This window comes from Bordetella sp., from assembly GCF_057362025.1.
On the sequence record NZ_JBMQQZ010000083.1, the window covers coordinates 264066 to 290830 of the forward strand.

22 protein-coding genes and 1 pseudogene are annotated in these 26765 nt (G+C 66.5%); 13 read left to right on the plus strand and 10 right to left on the minus strand.

Features of this window, described 5'->3' with window-relative positions:
• Window positions 1-67 precede the first annotated feature (67 nt).
• Window positions 68-1666, plus strand: a complete 1599-nt coding sequence (locus tag ACO1P8_RS18570) for an NEL-type E3 ubiquitin ligase domain-containing protein (protein ID WP_486297364.1) — start codon at window positions 68-70, stop codon at window positions 1664-1666.
• 36 nt (window positions 1667-1702) lie between these two features.
• On the opposite strand, the gene ACO1P8_RS18575 is transcribed toward ACO1P8_RS18570, so the two are convergent.
• The gene (locus ACO1P8_RS18575) at window positions 1703-2404 is read right to left on the minus strand and encodes a TetR/AcrR family transcriptional regulator (RefSeq protein ID WP_486297365.1); all 702 of its coding nucleotides are present in this window, start codon (window positions 2402-2404) and stop codon (window positions 1703-1705) included.
• 254 nt (window positions 2405-2658) lie between these two features.
• Here ACO1P8_RS18575 and ACO1P8_RS18580 point away from each other — a divergent pair, with 254 nt between their 5' ends.
• The 11 genes and pseudogenes from ACO1P8_RS18580 (at window position 2659) to ACO1P8_RS18630 (ending at window position 14281) form a co-directional block, all read left to right on the plus strand.
• Window positions 2659-3447 carry an alpha/beta fold hydrolase gene (locus ACO1P8_RS18580; protein WP_486297366.1) on the plus strand — a complete coding sequence of 263 codons (789 nt, stop codon included), beginning with the start codon at window positions 2659-2661 and terminating at the stop codon, window positions 3445-3447.
• Between the two features lie 41 nt (window positions 3448-3488).
• Window positions 3489-4769: a metal-dependent hydrolase family protein gene (locus ACO1P8_RS18585; RefSeq protein ID WP_486297367.1), complete on the plus strand. Its 1281-nt coding sequence runs from the start codon at window positions 3489-3491 to the stop codon at window positions 4767-4769.
• Between the two features lie 8 nt (window positions 4770-4777).
• Window positions 4778-5722, plus strand: coding sequence for a branched-chain amino acid ABC transporter permease (locus ACO1P8_RS18590; protein WP_486297368.1), 945 nt, complete (start codon window positions 4778-4780; stop codon window positions 5720-5722).
• A gap of 28 nt (window positions 5723-5750) precedes the next feature.
• The gene (locus ACO1P8_RS18595) at window positions 5751-6959 is read left to right on the plus strand and encodes a branched-chain amino acid ABC transporter permease (protein WP_486297369.1); all 1209 of its coding nucleotides are present in this window, start codon (window positions 5751-5753) and stop codon (window positions 6957-6959) included.
• Window positions 6956-8242 (plus strand): ABC transporter substrate-binding protein, encoded by a 1287-nt coding sequence (locus tag ACO1P8_RS18600; RefSeq protein WP_486297370.1) that lies wholly within the window; start codon window positions 6956-6958, stop codon window positions 8240-8242. Before ACO1P8_RS18595 ends, ACO1P8_RS18600 begins: the two co-directional genes overlap by 4 nt.
• Window positions 8239-9093, plus strand: a complete 855-nt coding sequence (locus ACO1P8_RS18605) for an ABC transporter ATP-binding protein (protein WP_486297371.1) — start codon at window positions 8239-8241, stop codon at window positions 9091-9093. The genes ACO1P8_RS18600 and ACO1P8_RS18605 overlap by 4 nt, the downstream gene beginning before the upstream one ends.
• Window positions 9083-9604: pseudogene (locus tag ACO1P8_RS18610) on the plus strand (ABC transporter ATP-binding protein); the annotation flags it as partial. The gene ACO1P8_RS18605 and the pseudogene ACO1P8_RS18610, both read left to right, overlap by 11 nt.
• A 477-nt stretch (window positions 9605-10081) precedes the next feature.
• Complete coding sequence (locus ACO1P8_RS18615) at window positions 10082-11347, plus strand: Tm-1-like ATP-binding domain-containing protein (protein WP_486297388.1); 1266 nt, start codon at window positions 10082-10084, stop codon at window positions 11345-11347.
• Window positions 11328-12158 (plus strand): phosphoenolpyruvate hydrolase family protein, encoded by an 831-nt coding sequence (locus ACO1P8_RS18620; RefSeq protein ID WP_486297372.1) that lies wholly within the window; start codon window positions 11328-11330, stop codon window positions 12156-12158. The genes ACO1P8_RS18615 and ACO1P8_RS18620 overlap by 20 nt, the downstream gene beginning before the upstream one ends.
• 12 nt (window positions 12159-12170) lie before the next feature.
• A complete protein-coding gene (locus ACO1P8_RS18625; protein ID WP_486297373.1) occupies window positions 12171-13841 on the plus strand; it encodes a flotillin family protein in 1671 nt (556 codons plus the stop codon).
• Complete coding sequence (locus ACO1P8_RS18630) at window positions 13838-14281, plus strand: SRPBCC family protein (protein WP_486297374.1); 444 nt, start codon at window positions 13838-13840, stop codon at window positions 14279-14281. The genes ACO1P8_RS18625 and ACO1P8_RS18630 overlap by 4 nt, the downstream gene beginning before the upstream one ends.
• Before the next feature lie 86 nt (window positions 14282-14367).
• Here the strand turns inward: ACO1P8_RS18630 and ACO1P8_RS18635 are convergent, their stop codons facing one another.
• The 3 genes from ACO1P8_RS18635 to ggt all read right to left on the minus strand — a co-directional run bounded on the left by ACO1P8_RS18635 (window position 14368) and on the right by ggt (window position 18041).
• Window positions 14368-15882: a glycosyltransferase family 39 protein gene (locus ACO1P8_RS18635; protein WP_486297375.1), complete on the minus strand. Its 1515-nt coding sequence runs from the start codon at window positions 15880-15882 to the stop codon at window positions 14368-14370.
• A gap of 222 nt (window positions 15883-16104) precedes the next feature.
• Window positions 16105-16338: a SlyX family protein gene (locus ACO1P8_RS18640; RefSeq protein ID WP_486297376.1), complete on the minus strand. Its 234-nt coding sequence runs from the start codon at window positions 16336-16338 to the stop codon at window positions 16105-16107.
• The gene (gene ggt / locus ACO1P8_RS18645) at window positions 16338-18041 is read right to left on the minus strand and encodes a gamma-glutamyltransferase (protein WP_486297389.1); all 1704 of its coding nucleotides are present in this window, start codon (window positions 18039-18041) and stop codon (window positions 16338-16340) included. The genes ACO1P8_RS18640 and ggt overlap by 1 nt, the downstream gene beginning before the upstream one ends.
• 167 nt (window positions 18042-18208) lie before the next feature.
• Here ggt and ACO1P8_RS18650 point away from each other — a divergent pair, with 167 nt between their 5' ends.
• Window positions 18209-19483: an MASE1 domain-containing protein gene (locus ACO1P8_RS18650; RefSeq protein WP_486297377.1), complete on the plus strand. Its 1275-nt coding sequence runs from the start codon at window positions 18209-18211 to the stop codon at window positions 19481-19483.
• Window positions 19484-19570: 87 nt separating this feature from the next.
• Here ACO1P8_RS18650 and ACO1P8_RS18655 read toward each other — a convergent pair whose 3' ends face one another.
• From ACO1P8_RS18655 to ACO1P8_RS18680, 6 genes are all read right to left on the minus strand, one after another.
• Window positions 19571-21385 carry an ATP-binding protein gene (locus ACO1P8_RS18655; RefSeq protein ID WP_486297378.1) on the minus strand — a complete coding sequence of 605 codons (1815 nt, stop codon included), beginning with the start codon at window positions 21383-21385 and terminating at the stop codon, window positions 19571-19573.
• Window positions 21386-23128, minus strand: a complete 1743-nt coding sequence (locus ACO1P8_RS18660) for an ABC transporter ATP-binding protein/permease (protein ID WP_486297390.1) — start codon at window positions 23126-23128, stop codon at window positions 21386-21388. It lies immediately after the preceding gene.
• Between the two features lie 282 nt (window positions 23129-23410).
• Window positions 23411-24181 (minus strand): phytanoyl-CoA dioxygenase family protein, encoded by a 771-nt coding sequence (locus ACO1P8_RS18665; protein ID WP_486297379.1) that lies wholly within the window; start codon window positions 24179-24181, stop codon window positions 23411-23413.
• Window positions 24182-24322: 141 nt separating this feature from the next.
• Entirely contained in the window at window positions 24323-24862 is a 540-nt protein-coding gene (locus tag ACO1P8_RS18670; protein WP_486297380.1) for a chromate transporter, read from the minus strand.
• Window positions 24859-25437, minus strand: coding sequence for a chromate transporter (locus tag ACO1P8_RS18675; RefSeq protein WP_486297381.1), 579 nt, complete (start codon window positions 25435-25437; stop codon window positions 24859-24861). The genes ACO1P8_RS18670 and ACO1P8_RS18675 overlap by 4 nt, the downstream gene beginning before the upstream one ends.
• Window positions 25438-25596: 159 nt before the next feature.
• The gene (locus ACO1P8_RS18680) at window positions 25597-26463 is read right to left on the minus strand and encodes an SRPBCC family protein (RefSeq protein WP_486297382.1); all 867 of its coding nucleotides are present in this window, start codon (window positions 26461-26463) and stop codon (window positions 25597-25599) included.
• Window positions 26464-26765 lie beyond the last annotated feature (302 nt).

The window sequence follows — 26765 nt, forward strand, 5'->3', positions numbered from 1 at the left end:
GCTATCGCACGCCTCCATTTGCGCCCCGCGCCGTATTTCCCACAGCCCTCCTCCCGTGGAATCCGCCATGCACACCACCAACACTGGTGGCCGGCCCTTCGGCGCGGCCATCAGCCCATTCACCGGCAACCTGCAGCCGCATCCGGGAAACCTCTCCCCCACCGCGAACCCGACGGCGCTGCCGGTCTCATTTGCCGACCTGGTCTATGCGACGGTGACGGGCGAGCCCAATCCGATGCAACTGCTGTCGGTCGAGACGCACTTCCGCGATCTCGCGCGCATGGAGGAAGGCGCGACCGCGCTGCGCCAACTGCGCGCCGTCTGCACCCAGCACGGTTGCTATCCAACGTTGGCGTTCTGCGCGGATTCCGTAGCCATTCCGCTGATCACCGCGCCGTCGGCGCCCGCCGTCGCCATGTCCGACGCATACGAGACGCTGCGGACGGCGGTGGCCGAGGTCTCCCGCCTGCAGCTGCGCCTGGTTGCGCATAGGTACATTTCCCTGCTCGCGGGCACGATCGCGCAGGCTGCCTATCCCCTGCCGACGGAGACATGCGCAGTACCGGCCACGCCGGCTGTCGCGGGCGGCCTCGTCCGCTACACGCCGCGGCTGGAGGCCGTCGGCGCCCTACATGGACAGGTGCAGTCCTACCTGGCGACGCAACAGCAGGCCGATCGCCCCCTGGGCGGCATCGTGGAGCAATGGCTGGGCCGGCAGGACGGCGAACTGGCATCGCGCTGGAACGACATCGACGCGGGGATGCGCGTTCGGAGCGCGGCATCTCCCGCGCTGGCATTCAAGAAATTCCTGCTGGGCCTGACATACACGCACGTCTACCGCCTGGAAAGCGCGCGCGACGAAGTCTCGCGATGGCTGATCTCGGCCGCCACGCCGGAACGCGAATCGCTGCGCGCCGAAGCCCTGCGCATTTGCGATGAAGCGACTGCGATGTGCAGAGACAACACCTTGCTGACGTGGAACCGCCTGAAAATGCTCATGTACAAGGACGATGCCCTTGGCGGACGCTACGCGGGCAGGCTGGGCGAACTCTGCCAACTCGCGCTGCGCATGCTGCGCTGGGAAACGCTGGAGTCGATCGGCCAGGCGAAGATCCTGGCACTGCACAACGAGAACAAAATGCGACGGGACAACGGCGTTCCGATGATAAACGTCGATCCCGTGGAGATCATGTTGGATTACCAGGTTCATCTGCGAGAGGAATTGCAGTTGCCGCTCAGCGTGACGGAAATGGTCTTCCCCTCGTTCAGCGCCCTGGTCGAGGACGACATGCGCACTGCCCGGGACGTCATCAGGCAGGTGGAGTTGGACTCTTTCTATAACTACCTGATGCTGGACTTCAGTCCCTTCCTGGCGGAAGTGCAGCGCCAGATTGGGCCGGACAGGTGTCAGGAAGTCGAGAATGCCATCTACGCCGGCCTCGATATGCTCGACGAACACGTGGCCACGCATCTGCGCGACGGCGGCCTGCTGACGGGCAACCCCGGGGCGGACGACGATGTGCGCCGCGAGATGGGGGTGCGCGTCGGCAGGGAGATCCGCTACAACGCCTGGCTGCCTTACGCCAACGCCGTACTGGCTGCGTCGGGCCTGGCGCCCATGCCCGCGCCGGACACGCCGCAGCCCGCCGTACCGCCGGCCCGCTGACCTCCGACCCGCCTACCCACCGCGGGCGCACCCCGCTCATGACCCCTGCGCGGCGGCCTTGCCCCGGCCATTGGCGCCGCGCCGTGCAGGCGCCGCGGCCTTGCCATCCCTGGTCTCTTTCAAGGTGGCATCGATCAGCGCCCCCACCATCCAGAAAACGATGGCCTCGACCTCTTTGTTCTTCGCGCCCCATATATCCTTAAGGATGATATGCGGCTCGATCCCATAGATGATGGACAAAGCCATCTGAAGGCGGTCTATTGCCTTGGCCGGCACCTGCTTGCGGAAGGGCTCCACGGCGTGCGCAAGGATGCGGATGCGGTGGCCCCGTCGATAGGGTTCTTCCTCCAGAATGCCGGCGCGCTCCAGCGCCTGGTGCTCCAGGGCCAATTGCGCAGCGGCGCGCATGTGAGGTTCGAATTCCTTAAACCGGATGAAGGTCGACTCGAATAGCTCCATGATGCGGGCGCGGCCGTCGGCCTGCGACGATGACCACGACCGCACCGGGCCCAGGGCCGTGTCGACCATCGCCGTGATCAGGCGGCTGCGGGTGGGAAAGTACCGGTAGGCGGTGGCGCGCGATACCTGCGCGCGCTTGGCCACTTCCGCCACGGTCGGGGTATGCCCCTCTTCGATGAGGCTGCTGGCCGCTTCCATCAGCAGCTTCCATGTGCGCGCGCGCGGGCCGCGAGTCGGTGCCTCGGGCACGGCGGTCATTGCGTTAGGGGAATATCCCATGCTCGTGTGTCCAGATTTTTATTGACAGCCGAAAAACCGTCTTCTAGCATGATTCAGAAAACGAGACACGTATCTTAAATCGGATCTTGTGTCTCAATCAGCGGCAATACTGTCAATTCCAAAAAAATAGATTCCTCGTCGAGGAGACAAACCGTGTCGATCGCCATCGTTCGCGCAGCCGGCACTTGTCCGGCTGACGGAATGCCGGTGCGCGCCTTTTACGCCCGCCCTATCGCCGCCGGACATCCGGCGCCATGAGTACCGAATTCGTCAATCGCATCGCGGTGGAGATCGATGGCCAGGGCGATGCGGTGGTGTGCATCCATGGGCTGGGTGGATCATCGAACAACTGGACGCCCGTCATGGGCGCCTTCAGCCGCTTCCGCACCCTGCGCATCGACCTTCCCGGCAGCGCGCGCTCGCACGCCGTACCGGGGCCCATCGACATCGATAGCCTGGCGCAGGCCGTGCGCGATGTCTGTGCCCGCCTGGGCGTGGAGCGGGCCCATCTGGTCGGCCATTCGCTCGGCACCATCGTTTGCTTCAAGCTTGCCACCGCGTCGCCGGAACTGGTCCGCAGCCTGGCCTTGTTCGGCCCCCTGCTCTGTCCGCCCGACGGCGCGCGCCCCAACATCCGGGCGCGCGGCCAGCGCGCCCGGGACGAAGGGGTGGCCGGCATGCAGGCCATCGCCGATGCCATCGTGGCGGGCGCCACCTCGGCCGACACACGGCAGCACCAGCCCACGGCCGTTGCGCTGGTGCGCGAAAGCGTAATGCGCCAGGACCCGGAGGGCTACGCGCGCAGCTGCGCCGCCCTGGCCGACGCGCAGGCCGTGCCGGTGGAGAGCATCGCGTGCCCCACGCTGCTGGTCACCGGAGACGAGGATGGTGTCGCACCGCCGCAGGCCGTGCGCGCGATCGGCGAACGGATACGCGACAGCCGCGTCGCGATTTATCCGCGCTGCGGGCACTGGACGACGTTCGAACGTCCCGATGCCTGCCTGCGCGAACTGAAGGATTTCTATTCCGCGCACGCGCGCTGAAGCGTGCCGTTTTTCGCACACCCAATCGCCAGGAGACCGCCATGGCAGAGGTGCTGTTTACCAACGTTCGCGTATTCGACGGAACCGGCGCGCTGCCCTACACGGGCGAGGTGCTGGTGCAGGGCAACCGCATCGCGCGCGTGTCGCGATCCACGCGCTCGCTCACCATGGGCGGGGTCACCGTGGTCGACGGCGCGGGAGCGTTCCTGATGCCCGGGATGACCGAGGCGCACACGCATTTCTCGTGGAACGACCAGCCTTCGCTGGACGCCATCCAGCGTATGCCGGTGGAAGAGCACGTCATCTGGTGTATCGACGTGGCGCGCCGCTATCTGGACATGGGGTGGACCTCCTGTGTGGGCGCGGCGACGGCCAAGCCGCGGCTGGACGTGGTCACGCGCAACGCCATCCGCGACGGGCGGGTTCCGGGACCACGCTACCTGGCGGCCAGCCAGGAAATCACCACCACGGGCGGCCTTGGCGATTCGACGCCGCCGCACATGCCCTATCCGGAACTGAGTTTCGGCGCCATCGTCAACGGCCCGGAAGAAATGCGCAAAATGGTGCGGCAGTTCGTGAAGTACGGCGTCGACCAATTGAAGATCAACCTGTCGGGCGAGTACATCGCGGGACTGCCCGCCGAAATGACGCAGTTCTCCGAAGAGGAAGTGGCCATGTGTGTCGCCGAGGCCAGGCGCTTCGGCAAGCGCGTGGCGGCGCACGCGCGATCCTGCGAGTCGATCAAGCAGTGCATACGCCATGGTATCGACATCATCTACCACGCCAGCTTCACCGACGAAGAGGCGCTGGACATGCTGGAAGCGAAGAAAGACCGCATATTCGTCGCGCCGGGCCTGGCCTGGCTGGTGAATACCTCGTATCACGCCAGCGAGTGGGGCCTGACCCCCGAGATCACGGCGAAGATGGGTTACCACCGCGAGCTGGAAGTGGCGGTGGAATCGATGAAGAAGATGCACCGTCGCGGCATACGCATCCTGCCCGGCGGCGATTACGGGTTCGCCTGGACGCCCCACGGGACCAACGCCACCGATCTCGAATATTTCGTCAAGTACGTCGGCATGTCGCCGCAGGAAGCCTTGCTGTCCGCCACCACCCTGGGCGGGCAGATCATGATGCAGGGCGGCGAGCTGGGCCAGATCCGCGATGGCTACCTCGCCGACTTGCTGCTGATCGACGGCGATCCCCTGGCCGATATCCGTATCCTGCAGGACCGCAAGCGCATCCTGGCGGTGATGAAGGACGGCGAGTTCCATCGCGCCCCGCAGATCGTCAGCGCCCGCAGCACGCGCTGGGCGGCCTGAGGCACGACGTGAAGCGCTACACGTCCTGGACCCTGGCGGGCGCCCTGCTCGCCATGCTGCTCGGCCTGGCGGCCGCGGCCATCGCCGATAACGCCCGGCTATTCGGCCTGTCGCTGCTGAACGGCCTGACCCTGGCCGCGCTGTATTTCCTGGTGGCCAGCGGCTTCACGCTGGTATTCGGACTGATGCGCAACGTCAACCTGGCGCATGGCTCGCTTTTCCTGCTGGGCGGCTACATCGGCTACACCGTCGGCGATGCGACCGGATCGTGGTTCCTGGCACTGGCAGCCGGCTTCCTGTCCGCCGCGCTGGCCGGCCTGCTTCTGCAACTGCTGGTCTTCCAGCATATGGAGGGACAGGACCTGCGGCAAACGCTGGTCACGCTGGGGCTGTCCATCGTAATGGCAGATATCTACCTGTGGATCTGGGGCGGCGAAGCCTATCAGTTCGATCCTCCGCGCTGGCTGCTGGGCGTGGTAAGCGTGCCGGGCGTGGGCAAGTACTCCGGCTTCCGCCTGGTCGTGCTGCTGTCGGCGATCGCAATCGGCATTGCCCTGTGGCTATTCCTGAACCGGACACGCGTCGGCATGATGATACGCGCGGGCGTGGACAACAAACGCATGCTGTCGGCCAGCGGCGTCAATGTGCAGAAGGTCTTCGCCATCACCTTCGCCGTCGGTGCGGGCCTGGCCGGCTTTGCGGGCGTCATGGGCGGCACCGCGCTGTCGATCGCGCCGGGCGAGGACGTGCGCTATCTCCTGGCCTCATTGATCGTGGTGATCGTCGGCGGCATGGGCAGCATCGCCGGCCCCGCCGTGGGTGCCTTGCTGATCGGCCTGGCCGAGACCTTCGGCCTGGCCTATGCGCCGACCTATGGCGTGGTGTTCACCTTTCTTATCATGGTCGCCGTGCTCGCCTTCCGCCCCCAGGGGCTGATGGGCAAGCGCGCCTGACCGCGCGAACGGGAGCGGGAAGCGCGATATGAGTGCGGCGAAATGGCGGCGGGTGATGTCCCACGGGGCGGCTGCGTATTCCCCCATCGGCACGGCGTCCTTGCCGGCGGCCGAGGGCGCACGCGCTGCCGAGGGCGCGGCGGCTGCGCCCGCCGGGCAGCCGGGTGCCGGCGGCACGGTACGCGCGCTGGCGGGCGGATCGCCCCGCGCCGCGATCCTGCACGCCTGCGTGGCGCTGGCGCTGCTGCTGTACCCCGTCGTGGCCACGCCTTTCTTCACGTTCCAGGTAGGGGCGCAATCCCTGGTACTGGGCCTGATCGCGCTCTCGCTGGCCCTGTTGGCCGGATACGGCGGCATGGTCACCCTATCGCAGATGACCGTCGCCGGCATTGCGGGCTATGCGGTGGCGCTGCTGGGCACCAATGCCGACGCCGCGCACAGCCTGGGATGGCCATGGTGGCTGGCCGTCGTGGCCGCGCTGGTCATCGGCACCTTATCGGCGACCCTGATCGGCATGCTGGCGGTACGCACCGAGGGCATCCATACCATCATGATCACGCTGGCCATCGGCGTGGCCTTCTTCTACCTGGTGCAGCAGAACTACACCGTCTTCAACGGCTTCCAGGGATTGGCGCGCATCCTGCCGCCCGCGCCGGGGAGCGCCGACCTGCGCGCGCCGATACCGTTCTATTACATCAGCCTCGCGTGCGCCACGCTGGGTTATGCGGCGGTCGCCTATGTGGCGCGGGCGCCCTTCGGCATGGCCCTGCAGGGTATCCGCGACAATCCGCGCCGCATGCGCGCCCTGGGCTTCGACGTGACGGCGCACCGCGTCGCCGCGCACGCGCTCGCCGGCCTGATCGCCAGCGTCGGCGGCGTGCTGCTGGTCTGGTACAACTCGCAGATTTCCCCCGGCTCGGTCAATACCACGTCCATGATCAATATCCTGATCATCGCCGTGCTGGGCGGCATGCGGCATCCCGCGGGCGCCTTCCTGGGCGCGCTGCTGTTCGTATTGCTGCAGAACTTCGCCATCGATCTGGTGGACCGCGAACGGTTCAACCTGGTGATCGGCGGCGTGTTCCTCCTGGTTTTAATGGTTTCGCCGGATGGCCTGCTGGGCCTCCGGCGGCGCTTGCGCGGGCAGGCTCGCCCCGCCGTGCAGGCTCATGCGAAGGACGCCGGCACGGGGCCCTCCCCCGCTGGGATAACCACGAAAACCAGGAGACATCCATGAGATACGCCCACACCGCATCACTCCCGTACCCACGGCGGCGTGCCGCGCTGGCCGCCGGCACGCTGGCGCTGGCCCTCGGCGCCTTGCTGGCTGCCCATCCCGCCAAGGCGCAGGAGGTCATCAGGATCGGCGCCCTGGCCACGCTGGAGGGGCCGTTCGCCGTTCCCGGCCAGGACGGCATGCGCGGCGTGGACCTGGCCGTGGCGCAGCACCAGGGCATGGTTGCCGGCAAGAAGATCGAGATCATCAAGGCTTCATCCAACGGCAATCCGGATACCGCCGTCAACGCGGCACGCAAACTGGTGGAACAGGACGGCGTGCAGATCCTGATCGGACCGCTATCGGGCTCCGAAGGCATCGCGGTGAAGAACTACGCCAAGACGCATCCCGAAGTGACCTTCGTCAACGGATCGTCGGCGGCGCAGGGCACGACACTGCAGGAACCGGCGCCGAACTTCTTCCGCTTCTCGACCGATGGCGCGCAGTGGCAGGCGGGCCTGGGCACCTATGCCTACAAGGACAAGGGCTACAAGCGGGTCGTCTCCGTGGCGGAAGACTATTCCTTTCCCTACTCGCTGCTGCAGGGCTTCATGATCGAGTTCTGCAAGGCGGGCGGCAAGGTGGTGGACAAGCATTGGGTGCCGCTGGGCACCAAGGATTATTCCTCGGTGATCGCGCGCCTGCCCGACAATATCGATGCCATCTACGTGGCGCTGGGCGGTTCCGACGCGGTGAATTTCTTTTCCCAGTACGAGCAGGCCGGCGGCGACAAGCCGCTGATCGCCGGGTCCATCACCATCGACCAATCCGTGCTCGGCTACAAGGGCAAGCGCCGCGATGCGCTGATCGGTACGCCCTCGGCGGGCCCCATCGCCGACAACTACGGCGACCCCGCCTGGAAGAAGTTCGTGACCGATTACCGCGCCGCCTACAAGGACGGCTTGCCCAGCCCCAGCCTGTTCGCGCACGCGTATTACGTCAACACCAAGGCGGTGCTGGACGCGCTGGAACAGGAAAAGGCCGACCTGTCGAACAACCAGGCCAAGCTGCGCCAGACCTTGTCGACCATGACCGTGTCCACGCCCACCGGCAACGTCACGCTGGACGAGAATCGCAACGCGATCGCCAATATCTTCCTGACCGAAGTCGCGAAGAACAGCGATGGCACGCTGTACAACAAATTCGTCAAGGTCATCCCCGACGTGAACCAGCGCCTGGGGCTGTCCAAGGCCGAATTCGACAAGATGGGACTGGGCTCGCGCACCAATCCCGAATGCAAATGAACGGCATGCACGCGGCCACCGGTTCCTCCGCCGGCGCCCGTCAGCGGGACGACAACGCCGGTGGGCCGCAAGCCGGTTCTCCGACGCGGCGCGCCGGCCATTCCCATGCGCTGGAACTGCATGGAATCACCCGCGCGTTCGGCGCGCTCAAGGCTATCGACGGTGTGTCGTTCAATGTCGAGGCCAGCCAGCGCTACGCCGTACTGGGATCGAACGGCGCCGGCAAGACCACCCTGTTCAACATGATCACGGGCGATTTTCCGGTGACCGCGGGCCGCGTGCTGCTCTTCGGCGAGGACGTGACGGCGCTGCCGCCCTGGGAGCGCGTCCGGCGCGGGCTGCGCCGTACCTACCAGTCCTCGCTGCTGTTCCGCGACCTCAGCGTACGGGACAACCTGTATCTGGCGGTATGCGGTGTATCGCGCGGACGATTCAGCCTGCGGCGCACGGCGCGGACTTCCGCATCGGACCAGGCTACCGAGGAGCTGCTGGCCCATGCGGGACTCACGCACCGGGCCGACACGCCGGTCGCGCTGTTGTCGCATGGCCAGCAGCGTCAGGTCGAGATCGGCATGGCCTTGGCCGGCGCCCCGCGACTGATCCTGTTCGACGAGCCGGCCGCGGGGCTGTCTCCCGCAGAGAGGCGCGAACTGGTGGCACTGCTCAAGACCCTGCCGGGGCACATCGGCTACGTCATCATCGAACACGACCTGGAGATCGCGCTATCGGTCGCCACGCGCGTCACCGTGATGCACAACGGCCGCGTGCTGCGGCACGGTACGCCGCGCGAAATCGAAAGCGACCCGGACGTGCAGGCCATCTACATGGGAGAACGCCAGCATGGTCACTGACGCACGCAATACGGCGGCGGGATCGCCGGCCTCGCCCGGCGGCGGTGCACCCGTACTGGAGGTCGCCCGCCTGAATGTCCATTACGGCAGCGCACACGCGCTGCACGATGTCTCGCTGACTCTGCCGCGCGGCGTGCTCGCCGTGGTGGGCCGCAACGGCATGGGCAAGACCACGCTATGCAATGCCATCACGGGACTGGTCCCCGCGCGCGGCGCCGTACGGCTGCACGGCCGCGACATCCTGGGCAAGCCGCCTCACGCGATCGCCGAAATGGGGATCGGCTACGTGCCGCAAGGGCGACATGTTTGGCCATCCCTGACCGTGGACGAGCATTTCCGCCTGGCATCCCGCAGCGCGCGCCGCGGCGAATGGACGACGGACCGCGTGTATGCCACCTTTCCCCGGCTGGCGGAGCGGCGCCACAACGGCGGTGCGCAGTTATCCGGCGGCGAGCAGCAGATGCTGGCCATCGGCCGGGCGCTGCTCTTCAATCCGACGCTGCTGGTGATGGACGAGCCCACCGAAGGTTTGGCGCCTGTCATCGTCGAGCAGGTCGCCGCCATGCTCAAGCAACTGGCCGGCGAAGGCCAGATCGCGGTCCTGCTGATCGAACAGAACCTCGGGGTAGCCATCGACGTGGCCGATACCGTCGCCGTCATGGTCAATGGCCACGTGGCGCGGGTGATGCCCGCCGGACAGCTGGCCGCCGACCGCGACCTGCAACAGCGACTGCTGGGCGTCGCCTCCGCGTCCGAAGCCGGTCCGGTCGATACCGCCCCGCCGGCGGCTCCGCCCGCAGCCGGCATGGTGGAAGTCCTGACGATACGACGCGAGCATGCGGACGACGCCGCGGCCCAGCCCGTCGCGATGGGCGGCTTCAGCCGTTGGCGGGATAGCGCGCCGCCGGTATCGCCCGACGATGCGGATCGGGCCGTCGGGGCCGATGCCGGATCGCCGTTGCCGCCCATTCCCTCGGCGCATCCGCCAGTGAGCGATGCCGTGAACCGTGCCGCCTACGTGGTTGGCACGTTCGATACCAAGGCTCGCGAGCTGTTCCTGCTGCGCGATTGCCTGCAGCGCCAGGGACTGAGAACCGTCACCGTCGACGTCTCGACGTCCGGCCAGCCTTCGCCCGCCAGCGTGCACCCGCGCGAAGTGGCCCGGCACCACCCCGACGGCGAGCGCGCGGTATTCAGCGGAGACCGCGGGTCCGCCGTCTCCGCGATGGCGAAGGCGCTCGCGCGCTTCCTGCCCTCCCGCCGCGACCTGGGCGGTGTCATCGGCGCGGGCGGATCGGGCGGCACCGCGCTGGCCAGCGCAGGCATGCGTGCCCTGCCCATAGGCGTGCCGAAGGTACTGGTGTCCACGGTCGCCTCCGGCGACGTGCGCGGCTACGTGGGCCCCAGCGACATCTGCATGATGTATTCCGTCACCGATGTCGCGGGCCTGCATCCCATCAGCCGCCAGGTGCTTTCCAATGCCGCGCATGCCCTGGCCGGGATGATCCTCCACCGCGCGCCGCCGCACCCCGGCCGCGCCGCCGTGGGCCTGACGATGTTCGGCGTCACCACGCCCTGCGTGCAGGCGGTCGCCGCCGAGCTGGGCGCCGACTACGACTGCATGGTGTTCCACGCCACCGGCATCGGCGGCAACTCCATGGAGAAACTGGTCGAATCGCGCCTGCTGCAAGGCGTGATCGACGTGTCCACCACGGAGATCGCCGACGAAGTCGTGGGCGGCGTGTTCTCTGCCGGGCCGGGACGCCTGGATGCCGTGATCGAAACCGGGATTCCCTACGTCGGTTCCTGCGGCGCGCTGGACATGGTGAACTTCATGGCGATGGACACCGTGCCGGAACGCTTCCGCGGGCGCAACCTGTATCGGCACAACGACAACATCACGCTGATGCGCACCACGCCGGAGGAAAACCGCCGCATCGGTGCCTTCCTGGCCGACAAGCTGAACCGCATGACGGGCCCGGTGCGCTTCCTGCTGCCCGAAGGCGGCGTCTCGGCGGTGGACATGCCGGACCAGCCTTTTTGGGACCCGGAGGCCGACCGCGCGCTATACGCGGCCATCGAACAGGGATTCCGCCCGACGCCGGGGCGCCAGCTGCGCCGCCTGCCTTATCACATCAACGACCCGCGCTTCGCGCAGGCGCTGGTCCAGGCCTTCCGTGAGATTCAGCCGGACACCCGGTCCGTTTCCTCCTCCCCAAGCCAGGAGACCCATCATGCCGCGCATCGCGCGTGAAACCATCCTCGAACGCCTGCGCGGCATGATTGCCCGCGGCGAGCCCGTTATCGGCGCGGGCGCCGGCACGGGCCTGTCGGCGCGCTGCGAAGAAGCCGGCGGCGTCGACCTGATCGTGATCTATAACTCGGGACGCTACCGCATGGCGGGACGCGGATCGCTGGCCGGGCTGATGGCCTACGGCAACGCCAACGAGGTCGTACTGGAAATGGCGCACGAGGTCCTGCCCGTGGTCCGTCATACGCCGGTGCTGGCCGGCGTCAACGGCACCGACCCTTTCATGATCGCCGACGTCCTGCTGCCGCGGCTGCAGGCGCTGGGATTTTCCGGCGTGCAGAACTTCCCGACGGTAGGCCTGATCGACGGCGTCTTCCGCGCCAACCTGGAAGAAACCGGCATGAGCTACGCCATGGAGGTCGATCTGATCGCGCGGGCCCGCGCGATGGATATGCTGACCACGCCCTATGTGTTCAGTGCCGCCAACGCGGCCGATATGGCCCGCGCCGGCGCCGACGTGGTGGTATGCCACCTGGGATTGACCACAGGCGGCGATATCGGCGCGCGCACGGCGCCCACCCTTGCCGAATGCGTTCCGCGCATCCAGGCCTGGGCCGAGGCGGCGCGCGCGGTGCGCGGCGACGTGATCGTGCTGTGCCATGGCGGACCGATCTCCACGCCCGCCGACGCCGCCTACATCCTGTCGCAATGCCCGCAGTGCCACGGTTTTTTCGGCGCGTCCAGCATGGAGCGTCTGCCGGCCGAAACCGCGCTGACCGACACGGCGCGGCGCTTCAAGCAAATCACCCGATAAAAGAGGCTCATCATGTCAGGCTCACAATTCGGCACCTTCCTGCTGATCGTGCTCGCGATCGCCATCGTTGCCGCCATCGTCATCGGGCTGCTGCACTGGCTGTACCTGCGGGCATCCAAGGAACGCGCCTTCGTCCGTACCGGGCTGGGCGGCCAGCGCGTGGTGCTGGACGGCGGCGCGCTGGTGCTGCCCATCGTCCACGACGTCATCCCCGTCAATATGAACACACTTCGACTGGAAGTCTCGCGCGGGCGGGACAAGGCGCTGATCACCAAGGACCGCATGCGGGTGGACGTCATCGCGGAGTTCTATGTGCGGGTGCAGGCCAGCGCGCAGGCCGTTTCCGATGCGGCGCAGACGCTGGGCCAGCGCACCATGGCGCCCGAACAGCTGAAGGAGCTGCTGGAGGGCAAGTTCGTCGATGCGCTGCGCACCGTCGCCGCCGAACTGACGATGGAGGAACTGCACGAGCGGCGCGGCGACTACGTGCGCCGCGTGCGCGAGGCGGTCGCCGATAACCTGACCAAGAACGGCCTGGAACTGGAAGCCGCCTCGCTGACCCAGCTGGACCAGACCCCCATGGAGTTCTTCAACCCCAGCAATGCCTTCGACGCCGAGGGGCTGACACGACTGACCGAACAGATCGAACGACGCAAGAAACAGCGCAACGATATCGAACAGGACACCCTGATCGCCATCCGCAACAAGAATCTGGAGGCCGAGAAGCTTTCGCTGGATATCGACCGCGAATCCGAAGGCGCCCGCCTGGCACAGGAACGCGAACTGGAAATCGCCCGTGCCGAACAGCGCGCCACCCTGGCACGCGAACGCGCCGAGCGCGACAAGGAAGGCCAGCGCGCGCAAATCGCCGCCCAGCAGGCCGTGGAAGAGGCCCGGCTGCGCGCGGAACAGATCGTCGAATCCAATCGCATCAACAAGGACCGCGAGCTGCAGGCGGCCGAGATCGAGCGCCGCAAGGCCATCGAATTGGCCGAGCAGCAGCGCTCCATCGCCGTGGCCATGCAGTCCAAGTCGCAGTCGGAGGCGCAGGCCGCGGCGGACGCGGCGCGCGCGCTGGCGGTGGCCGCGGAAGAGAAAATATTCACCGCGCGCGAGCTGGAAATGGCCGAAAGGCGCAAGCGCATCGAGCTGGTTGCCGCGGCGCAGACGGCCGAACGCGAAGCCCTGGGCCTGCGCGTGGCCGCCGAGGCGGAACGCGCAGCCAGCGAGGATCGCGGCTACGCCATGCGTGCCGAAGCGGAAGCACAGGCCGATGCGGAACGCATACGCCTCGCCGCCGCGCGCATCCGGCATGAAGTGGAGGGCGAAGGCCTGCGCATGATGAATGAATCCTCCAACATCCTGACGCCGGAAGCGCGCGCATCGGCGCTGCGCATGCGGCTGTTGGACAAGGTAGAGGGGATCATCCGCGAATCGGTCAAACCGATGGAGAAGATCGACAGCATACGCATCATGCATGTCGACGGGCTGGCACCCGGTACGGGTGGCCACGACCAGGGCGGGAATTTCTCCGACGCGGTGGTCAACTCGGCGCTGCGCTTTCGCGCGCAGGCGCCCATCGTCGACCAGCTACTGAAGGAAATCGGTTTGGACAGCGCCGATATCGGCCGCATGGCCGCCGCGGGCACCCTGGCCGCGCCGGCAGGAGAAAAGAAACCATGACGACGATATTCATCTCCAGTGTCATCGATGCGCCCGCCGCCGATGTGTGGGCGGTCGTCCGCGACTTCAACGGCATGCCGCAGTGGCACCCGCTGATCACGGACTCCCTGATAGAGAACGGCCTTACCCCGGACCGCATCGGCTGCGTGCGGTACATCCATACCCGCGACGGCGGCCTGATCCGCGAGCAACTGCTCGCCTTGTCCGACTATGACTACACGTTCACGTACGCGATCCTCGAAAGCCCGATGGGGGTGTCCGACTATGTCGCGACCTTGAAGCTGACACCCGTCACGGACGGCGATCGCTGTTTCGGTGAATGGAGCGCCGAATTCACCGCGCCGCCGGACCGGGAGGACGAACTGAAGCGATTCGTCGGAGAGGACGTCTTCCTGGCCGGCTTTCATGCGCTGCGCGCCCGCATGGCGCAACGGCGCTGATGGGGCATCGCATCCGCGCGCGGCGGACGGGCGCATCCCTGGATGACCGCGCTGAATGCCCGCCGCCGCGACGGCAAGCGAAAGATTTATCCCGCCGCCACACCTGCCCCGCCCTCCTTGCCGGGTGGCATGACAAACAGGATGTAATGGCGTTCGGGCATCCGGATGCCCCATGACGTCTTGGCGACCGACACCGTCAGGGGGGGCGCGCCGCTGAAGGCGGCCGCCGTGTCGCGGCAAGTCCTGTCGTCGTCGCGGCAGACGAACAGGGCACCTTCGCGCCGCACGTCCGCTTCCGTGACCCAGGGCGTGGTGGAGGCGTCGAAGATGTTCCAGTAGTGGATGCGCTCGCGGGCATAGAACGCCACCGCCCGAGCTTCCTTATCGTCGCCGGCAACCATGCGCAAGGGCTGTCCCGTGCGACGATCCCATACCTCGTGCGCGGCGCGCGCCAGCGCCAGACGCGGCTCCATCGCCAGCTTGTCGCGATGCACGGCCTTCAGATAGCCGCCCGCCGCCGACAGCGCCAGGACCATCGCCCAGTACACCGCCATCACGGCCGGAATGCGCCGCGCATCCACCCGGATACCCGCATTGCCGAGCACTGCCAGCCAGAAGACCGTGATCGCGAACCACTGGGTATTGCCCCACAAAGAGGAAAGATGCGTCCGGGTCGCCATGGCCAGCGCGCATATCGCCAGGAACGTCCCCATGGACAGCCACCACAGGTCGCGATTCAGCGAGCGGCGCACATAGCCGTGCAGCATCAGCTTGGCCGCACGGTCGCGCGAATGCCGCGCCAGCAAGAGCACGAAGACCATGCCGGGCAGCAGATAGGCCACCTGCACCAGGCCATACAGCACCATATCGCCCGCAACGGCCGTCAGGGGCCGGGCGATTTCGCCCATGCGTTCGTGCGCATAGCCGAACGTGGGCATGCCGTTTTCGACCAGCCAGCGCAGGTGCGGCCACAGCACCACAATGCCAGCCATCACGGCCAGCAGCACTTGCGGCTGCATCAGCCTGGCGCGCCATCCGGGCCGCGCCAGGCCCGCCAGCGCCAGCCCGGCCAGCAGCGCGACGGAAAAGTACTTGCCCAGCATGGCGATACCGGCGGCAACGCCCATCGCCAGCGCTGCCTTGCGCGTGCCGGTCTGCACGTAGCGCACGAAGAAATAGGCCGTCCACGGCCATAGCGACAGCAGCACGGTGTTCGCGTTGAATTTGATCGCCAACGTGGTGTAGACGGGCGAAACCGCCATCGCCAGCCCTGCCACCGCGGCCTCGCGCGCGGGCAGGAAACGGCGCGCCAGGGCCACGACGCCGCAGACACCCAGCACCGCATTCACCACAGAAAGCGCGAAGTACGCCGCGTCGGTATGCGGGAACACGCTGAACCAGGCGGCCGCGATCCATGCGAACAGCGGCGGGTGCTTGTGGTAGCCGGCCTGCCACGCAATGCCCCAGCTGTAGTTCTCCAGCATATCCCCGGCCCAATCGAGATTGGACCGATAGAGACTGGATGCGACGGTCCAGACGGCGGTGTGGATGGCGAGCAGCACGGCCAGGCGTACTGTGCCGGTATCGGAATCCGCACGCACGCGGCTTCCGGAAGAGTAGAAAGGAAGGAGGATTTCTGCCATGGGCCCGATCAATAACGACAGGAATGGGCATAACCATTCCGGCGCCATTAGGACTTTCTCGGGCCATCTCGTTCCACATGGGGCCGCGGGCGCACGGGCCGTGCCGTGGAAACGCGGCACGCCGGCCCGCAAATTCGTACAAACCGCCCCGCCCCTCGTGGAACTTCCATCAAAGCAATGTCAGTAATGCGGCGGCACTTCATCCCGCAGGCTGCGGAACGCCCCCTTGGCCTCGTCCGTGTCCGCGAGCTGCTGGCGTAGCTGGCCGAGGCGCTGCGCCAGCTTTTCGATCTGCGCCTGCTGCCTGTGCACGACCTGGTTCAGCTGTTCCAGCAAATCCTCGGCGAAACCCGCCTTGATCTCCAGTTCCTTGACGCGGCGCGCCAGATCCTCGCGCGTGTCTTCCGTGTCCATCAGTACCCCAGTGCCGCCCCGGCCGGGCGGCGTTCGTCGTTGGCGCCGTACAGATAGCCCGGGCGCACCGCGCCCGACACCGACGCATCGTTGCCGGAGCTGGCAGCGCCCTGGCCGCGCGACCCGTCGGGCAAGCCCACCAGCACCAGTTCGGCCGCGCCCCAGGGCGTCTGTTCAACCATTTTGTAGCCCATACCGCGCAGAATGTTCAGCGTGTCGGGCGACAACCCGTATTTCTCGTAATAGACCTCGTCCGGAAGCCATTGGTGATGAACGCGCGCCGCGTCGACGGCTTCCTGCGGGGCCATGCCGTGGTCGATGACGTTGAGCGCCGTTTCCAGCGTGATCGTGATGATGCGCGATCCGCCCGGCGATCCCAGCACCATGTAGGTCTTACCGCCCCGCGTCACCAGCGTCGGGGCCATGGACGACAGAGGCCGCTTGCCCGGCTCGATGGCATTGGTGGCGCCCTGTACCAGCCCGAACAGGTTCTGTGCGCCGATCTTGGTGGTGAAGTCGTCCATCTCGTCGTTCAGGAAGAAGCCGGTACCGGGAGCGATCACGCCGGCGCCAAAGCGGCCGTTCACCGTATATGTCGTGGAGACGGCATTGCCGTCCTTGTCGACAATGGAGTAATGCGTGGTCTCCGTTTTTTCGTGCGGCGCCATGCCGGGCTGGACTTGCGCCGACGGCGTCGCGCGGTCGCCCGCGATTTTCTCGCGTACCGCGGCGGCGTACGACTTGCTCAACAGGCGCCCCAGCGGATTGTCCACGAAGGCGGGATCGCCGAGGTAGGTATTGCGATCCATGTAGGCGTGCCGCATGGCTTCGACCATCACATGAACGGATTGCGCCGATCCATACCCCATGGCGCGCAGATCGTAGCCGGACAGGATGTTGAGGATTTCGCACAAGGTCGTACCGCCCGAACTGGGTGGCGGCGCCGACACGAACACATAACCCCGGTAGTTGCAGGTGATGGGGGCGGTTTCGGTGATCCTGTAGGCCGCGAAATCGGCCGCCCGGATTACGCCGCCCCCTTGGGTTGAGGCCTTCTCCACGGCGGCGGGAATCCGCCCTTTGTAGAAGGCATCCGGCCCGCGGTCGGCGATCGCCTGCAGCGTCCGCGCCAAGTCCGTCTGCACCAGCCGGTCGCCCGGCTGCAAGGGCGTGCCGTCCGGCCGCAGGAAGACCTTGGCTGCTTCCGGGTCGCGGCGAAACATGGCGATGCTGGTGTCGAGGATATCGGTGTCCGCGCGCGTCAGGACGAAGCCGTCGCGCGCCAGCGCGATGGCCGGCGCCATGACGGCCTGGCGGGACAAACGGCCGTACTTGCGCAGCGCGGTATCCATGCCCAGGACGGTGCCGGGCGTGGCAACCGCCCGATAGCCATACAGGCTGGCTCCCTCGATCAGGTCGCCCTTCGCGTCCAGGTACATATTGCGCGATGCCCCCGCCGGCGCGGTTTCGCGAAAGTTGATGAAGGTATCGCGTCCGTCGGCCAGATGGATCGTCATGAAGCCGCCGCCACCGATATTGCCGCAACAGGGATTGACCACGGCCTGGGCATAGCCCACCGCGACAGCCGCGTCGATGGCGTTGCCGCCATTTTTCAAAATATCGACGCCCACCTGCGAGGCGAGGTATTGCGATGTCACGACCATCCCATTGCGCGCCTCGACCGCCGGGCGCGATGCAGCCATGCCGGCCGGCAGCAATCCGGCCCATAGCACGGCGGTCGCCACGCAGGCCGCGATGTGTCGAAAACGCTGAATTGCCATCATTCCATCCCCTTGCAATCGATGTCTGACTACCCGGCGGCCATTGTAAGATGCGTCCGATGTTTCGAAGTCCTTCCTACCCTGGTGCCATGACACATCGCCGCGTGTTGTGTTTGCTGATCTTCTCGCTGGGATATGTATGCCTGGCCGCCATCAGCATGCGCGAACGCGACGCAGCGACGCTTTCCACCCTGTTCTGGCCGCCGGCCGGCGTACTCATGGCAGCCCTCATGCTGAATCCGGCGCGGCGTTGGGCCGGATGGATGACGCTGGCCGCGCTGCTGCACATCGCCACCGGCATGCTTATCGGCCAGCGCACGCTGCCCGTGGCGCTGGTCTTCGCACTGACTGACCTGGTGTTCTGCGCCACGGTCGCGGCGCTCTGGCGGTGGCGCACGCGCGGGGTTGCCTCGCTGAACACCCTGCCCGCCACGCTCTGGTTCATCGTGCTGCTTTCCGCCGGCAGCGTGGCCGGCGGCGTACTGGCCGTCCTGGGCCTGCGCGCGGCCGATCCATCGGCTTCCGCCGAGCACTGGTATGTGTGGAGCCTCGCCGGTTTCGTCGGTTGCCTGATCACCACGCCGATGATCGTGGCGTGGGCGCACTTCCGCCCGCGCGCGCTGGCCGAACAGAATGTGCTGCACTTGTGGATAGGATTGGTCGCGGCCTTCGCCCTGCTGGCCGGCACGACGATCGTTTTCGATAATCCACCGGGCGGCACGCGCATCGTCTGGCATGACGGCTTCGGCATGAGCTATGGCCCGCTGCTTTTCGTGGCCATCGTCGCGCTGGCCTGGGGCGCCCTCGGCAGTACGCTGATCGTGGCCGGACTGGCGCTGGTCGCCGGTTCCTACACGCTGAGCGGCATGGGCCCTTACGCCAATATCGCGCATTTCGACGGCGAACCGCTATTGGCCGTGCAGGGGTTCCTGGGCTGCGCCGCGCTGTTGAGCCTGGTGACCTCGGCACTGTCCGCCGATCGCGAACAGGCCCTGAAACGCACCGCTGCCCTGACCCGCCAGTTGGAAGCGGCCCTGCGCGTCAGCGGCCAGGTCGCGTGGGAGTACCGCCGCGCGGAACAGCGCCTGCACTGGCTGGGGCAACTTCCCCAGGGCATCCCTGTGTCCGATGCATCGATGGCACTGACCGACTGGCTGTCCAACCTGCACGAGGATGACCGGGACAAGGCCCGCGCCTGGCTGCATACCGGCGCGGATTCGTATGCGCAGCGCCGGCTGCGCGTCCGGATCCAAGGCCCGGATGGCGGCTTCCATGTCATCGAGATGACAGGGTCGGCGATCAGTCAGGTCCCGGACAGGATGACGGGACTGGCCGGCGCGGCCGCCGACGACGCCCCTTACTGAGCCGTCTCCCGGGGGGCAGGCTGGTCGAGGCAGCGCCGGCGATCCCGGCCGCCATCCATCCGGCCCCGTTGCCGCCCTGCGACGCCATCAGAGTTCGCGCACTTCCTGGTCGATATCCTCGACGGTCTGGGCGAAATGCTCCAGGAACTGCAGCATCTCATGCAAAAGGTTCAGGCTGGGGGCGCCGCGCAACGCTTCCTCCAGCGCGTTGCCTTCGTCCACCACGGGCCAGTGTCCCAGCATGCTGAGCGCACCCAGCGCCCGATGCAGCCAATCCGCGTAGCGCTCGCAACACTGTGGACAGAGATCGGACAAGGCATGGACCAGGTCGGCCCGCAAGGCCGCCAGCGACGCCTGCAGGAAGTCGCGCAGCGCCGCGTCGTCCCGTCCGAAATGTTCCCGCAGCGCCGGCAGCGCCAGCCCTGCGTGGGCAGCCGGCCGCGGCACCTGCCCCGATCCGGTGCCCAGCGCCGCGGTTACCGCATCGGGCGGCAGGCAATCCAGCAGCACGGCACGCAGGCGGTCCAGGGTTACCGGCTTGCGCACGCGCGCGTCGACATCCGGCCCGTCGTCCGGATGCCCATCGATCCTGGCGGTCACCATGGCAATGGGCAGGCGCGTCATGACGGCGGCGTGGCGCTCGTGCTCCCGCCAGGCCGTAACCAGTTCGGCGCCGCCCATTCCCGGCATCTGGCCATCCGTCAGCAGCATGGCGTAGCGGCCCGCTTTCAAGGCTTCCAGAGCGGCCGCCCCGTCGCCTCGCACATCGCAGGCATAACCCAGCGTGGCGAGTTGCCTGCGAATCAGATCGCGGTTGATCGCGTGATCGTCCACCACCAGCAGGCGCGGCGCGTCGGCTGCGATGTCGGCGGAAAGCATCGATTCGTCCACGGGCCGTGGCGGCACGAGCGGACCGCGATAGTCGGCCCGCGGGCTGGGACAGGATCCGTCCAGGCAAGGCGCGGACGGCGCCGGCAGCGCCAATTGCCGCATCTTGGGCGTCGCCGGCAATCGCTCCGAGCTCGCGATCGGCAGCCGGCACAGGAACGTTGCGCGTGTCCCCTTGCCCGGATCGCTGTCCAGCACGAGCTTGCCTCCCATCAGCGCGGCCAGCCGGCTGGACACCGATAGGCCCAGGCCGCTGCCGCCATAATGGCGCGAGATCGACGTGTCGGCCTGCCGGAACGGCGTCATGACCTGCGCGAGCTTTTCCCTGGGGATGCCAATGCCGGTATCCGCCACGACGAAGCGCAAGGACTGGTGTCCGGCATCGGCGGCATCCACGGTCAGCGTCAGGCACACTTCGCCTTGTGCCGTGAATTTGGCCGCATTGCTGATCAGGTTGGTCAGGATCTGCCGGATGCGCAGCGGATCGCCCAGCACGGCGCCACCGACCGCGTCGTCGACTTCACAACGGGTCTGCACGCCACGGCGGCGCGCCGGTTCGCCCATGACCATGACCACGCTCTGCACCATGGCGCGCAGGTCCACCGGCACCGACTCCAGGCTCATGCGGTTCGCCTCCATCTTGGAGAAGTCCATCACCTGGTCCAGGATCTGCAAGAGCGAATTGGCCGCCGAATTGACGGCCAGCAGCATCTGCCGCTGCTCCTGGCCCATGGCAGATCGCATGAGAAGATCCAGCATGCCGATGATGCCGCTCAGCGGCGTGCGGATTTCATGGCTCATCGTCGCCAGGAAGGTGGACTTCGCCAGCGTGGCGCTATCGGCCAGGTCGCGCGCGGCCTGCAACTGGGCCTCGACAGCGCGCCGGCGCATCACTTCCCGGCGCAATTGCCAATATCCCAGCGACACACCGATGGCGGTGGCGACGAGCAGCACCAGGCCCGGGAAAATCTCCCGCCAGAACATCCCCGGCCCGATGACGAAATCCTGGCCCATTCAAGTCCCGGCGGGCGCCAACGCCAGCGGACGAACGTCGGCTTGCGGCCCGACACGCATCTCGTGCGTATGGAACCGCGTCAAGGTATCGCGGTGGGCCACGCTGATGATGGCCGCGTGAGGCAGGCGTTGCAGCAGCGTTTCGTACAAATGCCTTTCGGTATCGGTATCAAGCGACGACGTGGATTCGTCCATGAAGAGGAACCGCGGCTTGAGCAGCAGCGCGCGCGCGAAGGACAGGCGCTGCTTCTCGCCCGGCGACAAGCGGCGCGCCCAAGCATCGGTCACGTACAGTTGATCCGCATAGGCCTCCAGCCGGCATAGCCGCAGTGCCTCGACGCACTCCGCGTCGCTATGCGAGTCGGTCGTGTCGGGATAGCAGATGGCTTGCTTCAAGGTACCGTCCGGAACATAGGTCGACTGCGGCAGGAACAAGGCGGCCCGGCCTTCGCCGCCCTTTCCCGTATGGCGACCGGTGGGTGTAACCAGGTCGCCGGATGCGTGCGGCCACAATCCGGCCAGAGTACGCAGCAGGGTACTTTTGCCGGCGCCCGACGGCCCGCGCACCAGCCAGCGTTCGCCGGGCGCCACGCGGAAGGTCGACGGAACACCCAGGGCATGCCCGTCGGGACGGAAGATATGCAGCCCATCCGCCGAGACCTCGTCGCCCTGTTCGCGCGACAGGCGGTCCGGATCGCCCTGCCCCATGCGCTTGCTGAATTCGCGCAGACGGTTGATGGTGGCGCGCCAGTCCGCCAGCGTGGCATAACTGTTGATAAACCAGGAACACGCGCCGCTGACCTGGCCGAAGGCGTTATTCAGCTGCATCAGTACCCCTATCGTGAAGGCACCGGCGAAGTATCGCGGCGCGGCGGCGACAAGCGGAAAGATTATGGCGATCTGGCCGTAGATGGAACTGGCGAAAACCAGGCGCTTGGTATATCGCATGATCTCGCGCCAGTTGTTGCGCACCGCGCCGAATGCGGCGCGCGCGCGCCGGCCCTCTTCCGGACCGCCATCGTAGAAGGCGATCTGCTCGGCGTTCTCGCGCACCCGCACCAGCAGCACGCGGAAATCGGCTTCCACTTTCTGCTGGCGATAGCCCACATCGACGAGGCGCCGGGCGATCTTGTGAACCACGAAAGATCCCAGGATGCCGTAGCCGATCGCCGCCCAGACCAGATAGCCGGGAATCCGCACGGGGTGCCCGAACACGGCGAAAGCGAGCGCGCCGGACAACATCCAGAGCAGCGAGACGAATACCGAAAACGTGGCAATGGTGGATATCAGATCGATCGAAAGCGCCAAGGTATTGGTCGCCATGCTGCGCAAGTCTTCCGCGATCCGCTGGTCGGGGTTGTCGACCACATGATCGCGCTCCATGCGGTAATACGATCGGCTCACCAGCCATTGGCGCAGGTAAACGTCCGTCAACCACTGCCGCCAGCGGAATTCCAGCATCTGCCGGAAATAGATCTGCACGGTGCTCAACGCGATGAAAATGAAGGCAAGCAGGGTGAAAACCAGGATCAAATGCGTGAATGCGGGTAGATCGCGCTTGTCCAACGCATCATAGAACGTGGCGTACCAGGTGTTGATGCGCAGGTTGATGTAGACGATCCCCAGGTTCAACGCCACCACCAACGCCAGCAGGCCGCGGGCACGGTGGCGGTCCTCGGAAATCCAGTAAGGCTTGATCAGCCGCCAGGCGGAAATTTTGCGTGCCCCGTCCGAGGGGAACATGGCTGCCAGGGAGGCCGGCGATATTTTGCCGCCGCTATCCAGGCTATCCGCCGACTGGGCGGCCCCCGGAGACCCCGCCTTGCCATGCATCGAACTGCCATCCTGCTTTTCGCTATTTGAAACCATGATATGGACTCATGACGGTATGACTGCCCAAGGTGATCCGTCCCGAAGCGCCGCGCGGTTTCGGAACGAAGCACCCCCCGGCGCGTTGCGCTATAGATAACAGACATGCCGCCGGCGAGAAGGTTTCAATTGCTTCGGCCCGGCGATGGGCAGCCGCTAGGGCGAGTCGAGCGGAACTTCCGGCTTTCCGGCCGACCGGGTACCCGGCACCGGGTGGGTATCCACGGCGTGAAAGGTATGGACGACCGAAAACTTGACCCGGTCGCTTTGATTGCGGCCGGCCGCGTGCAGGGTGCGGCAGTGAAAAAACAAAACGTCGCCCGGCGCCAGTTCGGGCGATACGGCGGAGGCGATCAGCGCGGCATTCTCCGGCAGATCTTCGCGCAGGAATTGCGCCGCGTCGAAGCGATCCGCCGCCAGCGTCATGGTGTGCGAGCCCGGCACCAGCCAGAGGCCGCCGTTGTGCGCGGTTTCTTCTCCCAGCGCCAGCCAGGTCGAGACCAGATCCTCCCGGTCGAACGACCAGTAGCGGATGTCGCGGTGCCAGCCCGTCAGGCTGCCGAAGCGCGGATGCTTGGTCATCACGCAATTGTGATGGGCACGTGACAACACCGCGCCCTGGCCGAAATAGCGATGAAGGGACGCCGCCACGGCGGAATCGGTGGCCCACGCGGCGAACAGCGGATCGCGCGCATAGGCATCCAGCAGGCGCCGGACCGTCCCGCCGCCTTCGGCGTGCCGCGAGGCGGGCGCGCCGGGATAGGCCAGGTCCGCCTCGTATTCGACCGGCGCGACCGCCTGGTCCAACTGGGCCCGGGCCAGGGCGAGCAAGCGGTCGCGCTGGGCGTCGGGCACGAAATCACGGGCAACAACGAAACCTTGCTCCCGCAAGGTGTCGAGCTGCACTGTTGTCAGCGGCGAAGACATCGAGTTTTCCGAAAGCGATCCGACGCAACTGGTATCGATGCGCGGCGTGCTGATGCACGTGGGGAATTTTACGCCAACGTCCGCGCCTGCCGCGCGCGACCGTGCACGCAAGGCGCGGCCCGCCGGCGCCGCGCGATCGCCCTACGAGAGACCCGGCCCGCCCAGCGTGGCAAGCCCTACCAGGGCGCCGCCCAGCAGCAGCCACAAGGGATGCAGGCGTGTGCGCCATCCCAGCACGGCCACCGCGGCGGCGATGGCGCCCAACAGCCAGCTGTCCACCGACGCTTCGGTAATCAAGGCGGCGCTGGCCGCCAGCAGTCCTACCGTGACGGGGAAAATGCCCGCTTGCGCCACCGCGCGCCACGGCTTGTCCTTGAAGCGCTCCCACAAGCGCATGACGAGGATGACCACGACAGAGGACGGCACGAACTTCGCGAAGCTGCTGACCAGCATGCCCGGCAGCCCCGCGATGTGCCAGCCCACCATGGGAACGATCATCAGGTTCGGCCCGGGCGCAGCCTGGGCCAACGCGAACAGCGCCGTGAAGTTTTCCGCGGTCATCCAATGATGCACGTCGACGACCTGGCGCTGCATTTCCGGCAGGATGGTATTGCCACCGCCAAAGGCCAACAGCGACAGTTGCGTGAACAGGACGCCCAGTTGGATCAGAGTGTCGATCATCGACGCATCCTCCAGTAAGCGAGGATGCTGATCGGCGTCAGCACCACCATCGTCGGCAGCAAGGGCAGCCGCAACACGGCGATGGCGACGAAGCACAGCGCCGCGACCACCATGCCCCGGTGATTCTTCAGCAAGGGCGCGCCGATCTTCAACGTGAGCGAAATCAGCAGCCCGGCCGCCGCGGCAGCCAGGCCGGCAAACAGGTGGCGCACGTGCGGATCGTCCTGGTAGCGTTCGTAGACCACGCCAAGCAGGATGACCACGACCGTCGGCATGAGCACGAAGCCCAGCATGGCGGCTATCGCGCCAGCCACGCCGCGAAAGCGCATCCCCAGCGCAACGGACAGGTTGATGATGTTGCCGCCCGGCAGGAACTGGCACAGTCCGAGCAAGGTGGTGAATTCCTCGCTGGATATCCAGCGGTGCTTTTCCACCGTCATCCGGCGCGCCAGCGGCAAGGCGCCGCCGAAGGCCGTCATCCCCAGCCAGAAGAACCCCAGGAAAAGCTGCGAGAGCGTGGGCGGATCCGCCAGGGGTTCTCGCGCGTGTACTGTGGAATCCGGGGCGGCGTTCATGGCGGCATGTCCATGCGAAGGAAAGAAGCATCCGGCAGGGCCGGACGAATGGATGTCTTGTATATTATATAAGACCTTGGCCGCAATCGGTCGGCGTGCGGCGCCAAAAACAGGAAAGCCACGCTCGCGCGTGGCTTTCCCGGACGGCTATCGATGGCGCTATGTCCGGCGCCCGAAGAATCCGCCCACGCTGTAGCGGATGCGAGCCCATATGGCCTTCAGGCCGATCCTGAGCATATTGATTTCGCCTGCGGAGGCCGCGCCGGGCGAGGCCCCGCGCCTGGACTGGATCATGCGCGATTGCGCCAGCGCCAGAATGGCCTGGGCCTGGCCAAGGACGGCCTGCGCCTGCAAGAGGACGGTTTGCGCGTCGATGGCCTGGCCGGGCGCCGGTCCGCCATCGGGCGGGAAGCGGGATGCCGTTGCGCCCCCGCCCATGGCGCCTGCCGCACCAGGCACCGAGGCAGCGAGCGCTACCCCGTCCGGCCCACCGTATGCCGCCCCATGCGTCGTGCCCGGAAGCCCTTCCTGCGTCTGGGAAGCGAAGCCGTCCGTCCCCACAGCTTCGGCGTCCGGCGCCAGGGATCTGGCCAGGTTGTCTTCAAACTGCCCCAGAATCTGAGACGCAACCTCGGCAATCATGCCGCTGCCACGCCCGTATTGCGCGACCGAGCCAGCCAAGGCGAGTCGGGTCGTCACGGTCACCCTTGTGCCCCCATCGGCCGCGGGCGTCAACGCGAAACTGAATTCGGATTTCGCCGATCCGCGTCCTTTTGGGTCGCTACCGGAACCCTCGAGCCAGGCGACATGGTTGTCGTCATCCCTTCGCACCATCGCTGCCTGTCCGTCGAACGTCAACCGGATGGGTCCCAACCGAACCGACACCGATCCCTTGTAGCAGTCGTTGCCCAGGACTTCGGTCAAGCGCGCGCCCGGGAGGCAGGGAAGGATGCGCGGCACGTCGAGCATCAACGGCCAGGCTTCCTCCAACGGCAGCGGCACGTGAAAAGTATTGGTGAACTCCATGGCAGTTCCTGAAAAGATTGAAGACCGTGACTAGGGCCTGTTAACGCTAGAAGGAGCCTCGCACTGGCCGAGTCCGGGGCGGCAGACTAGGCGCGGATGACGCGGCGTGGTTAATCCACGTGAGGAGTCCGTAACGACGTATGCCGCCCCGGACTCGGCCAGCCCGAAGGGTGAGTACGCAAACCGGCGCCTGGCCGCGTTACGAATGCTCGCCGTGGCATCACCACGACTGCGCTTCGTGCCTTGCCATCCACCGGTTTGCGTACTCATGCGAGGCTCCTTCTAGCGTTAACAGGCCCTAG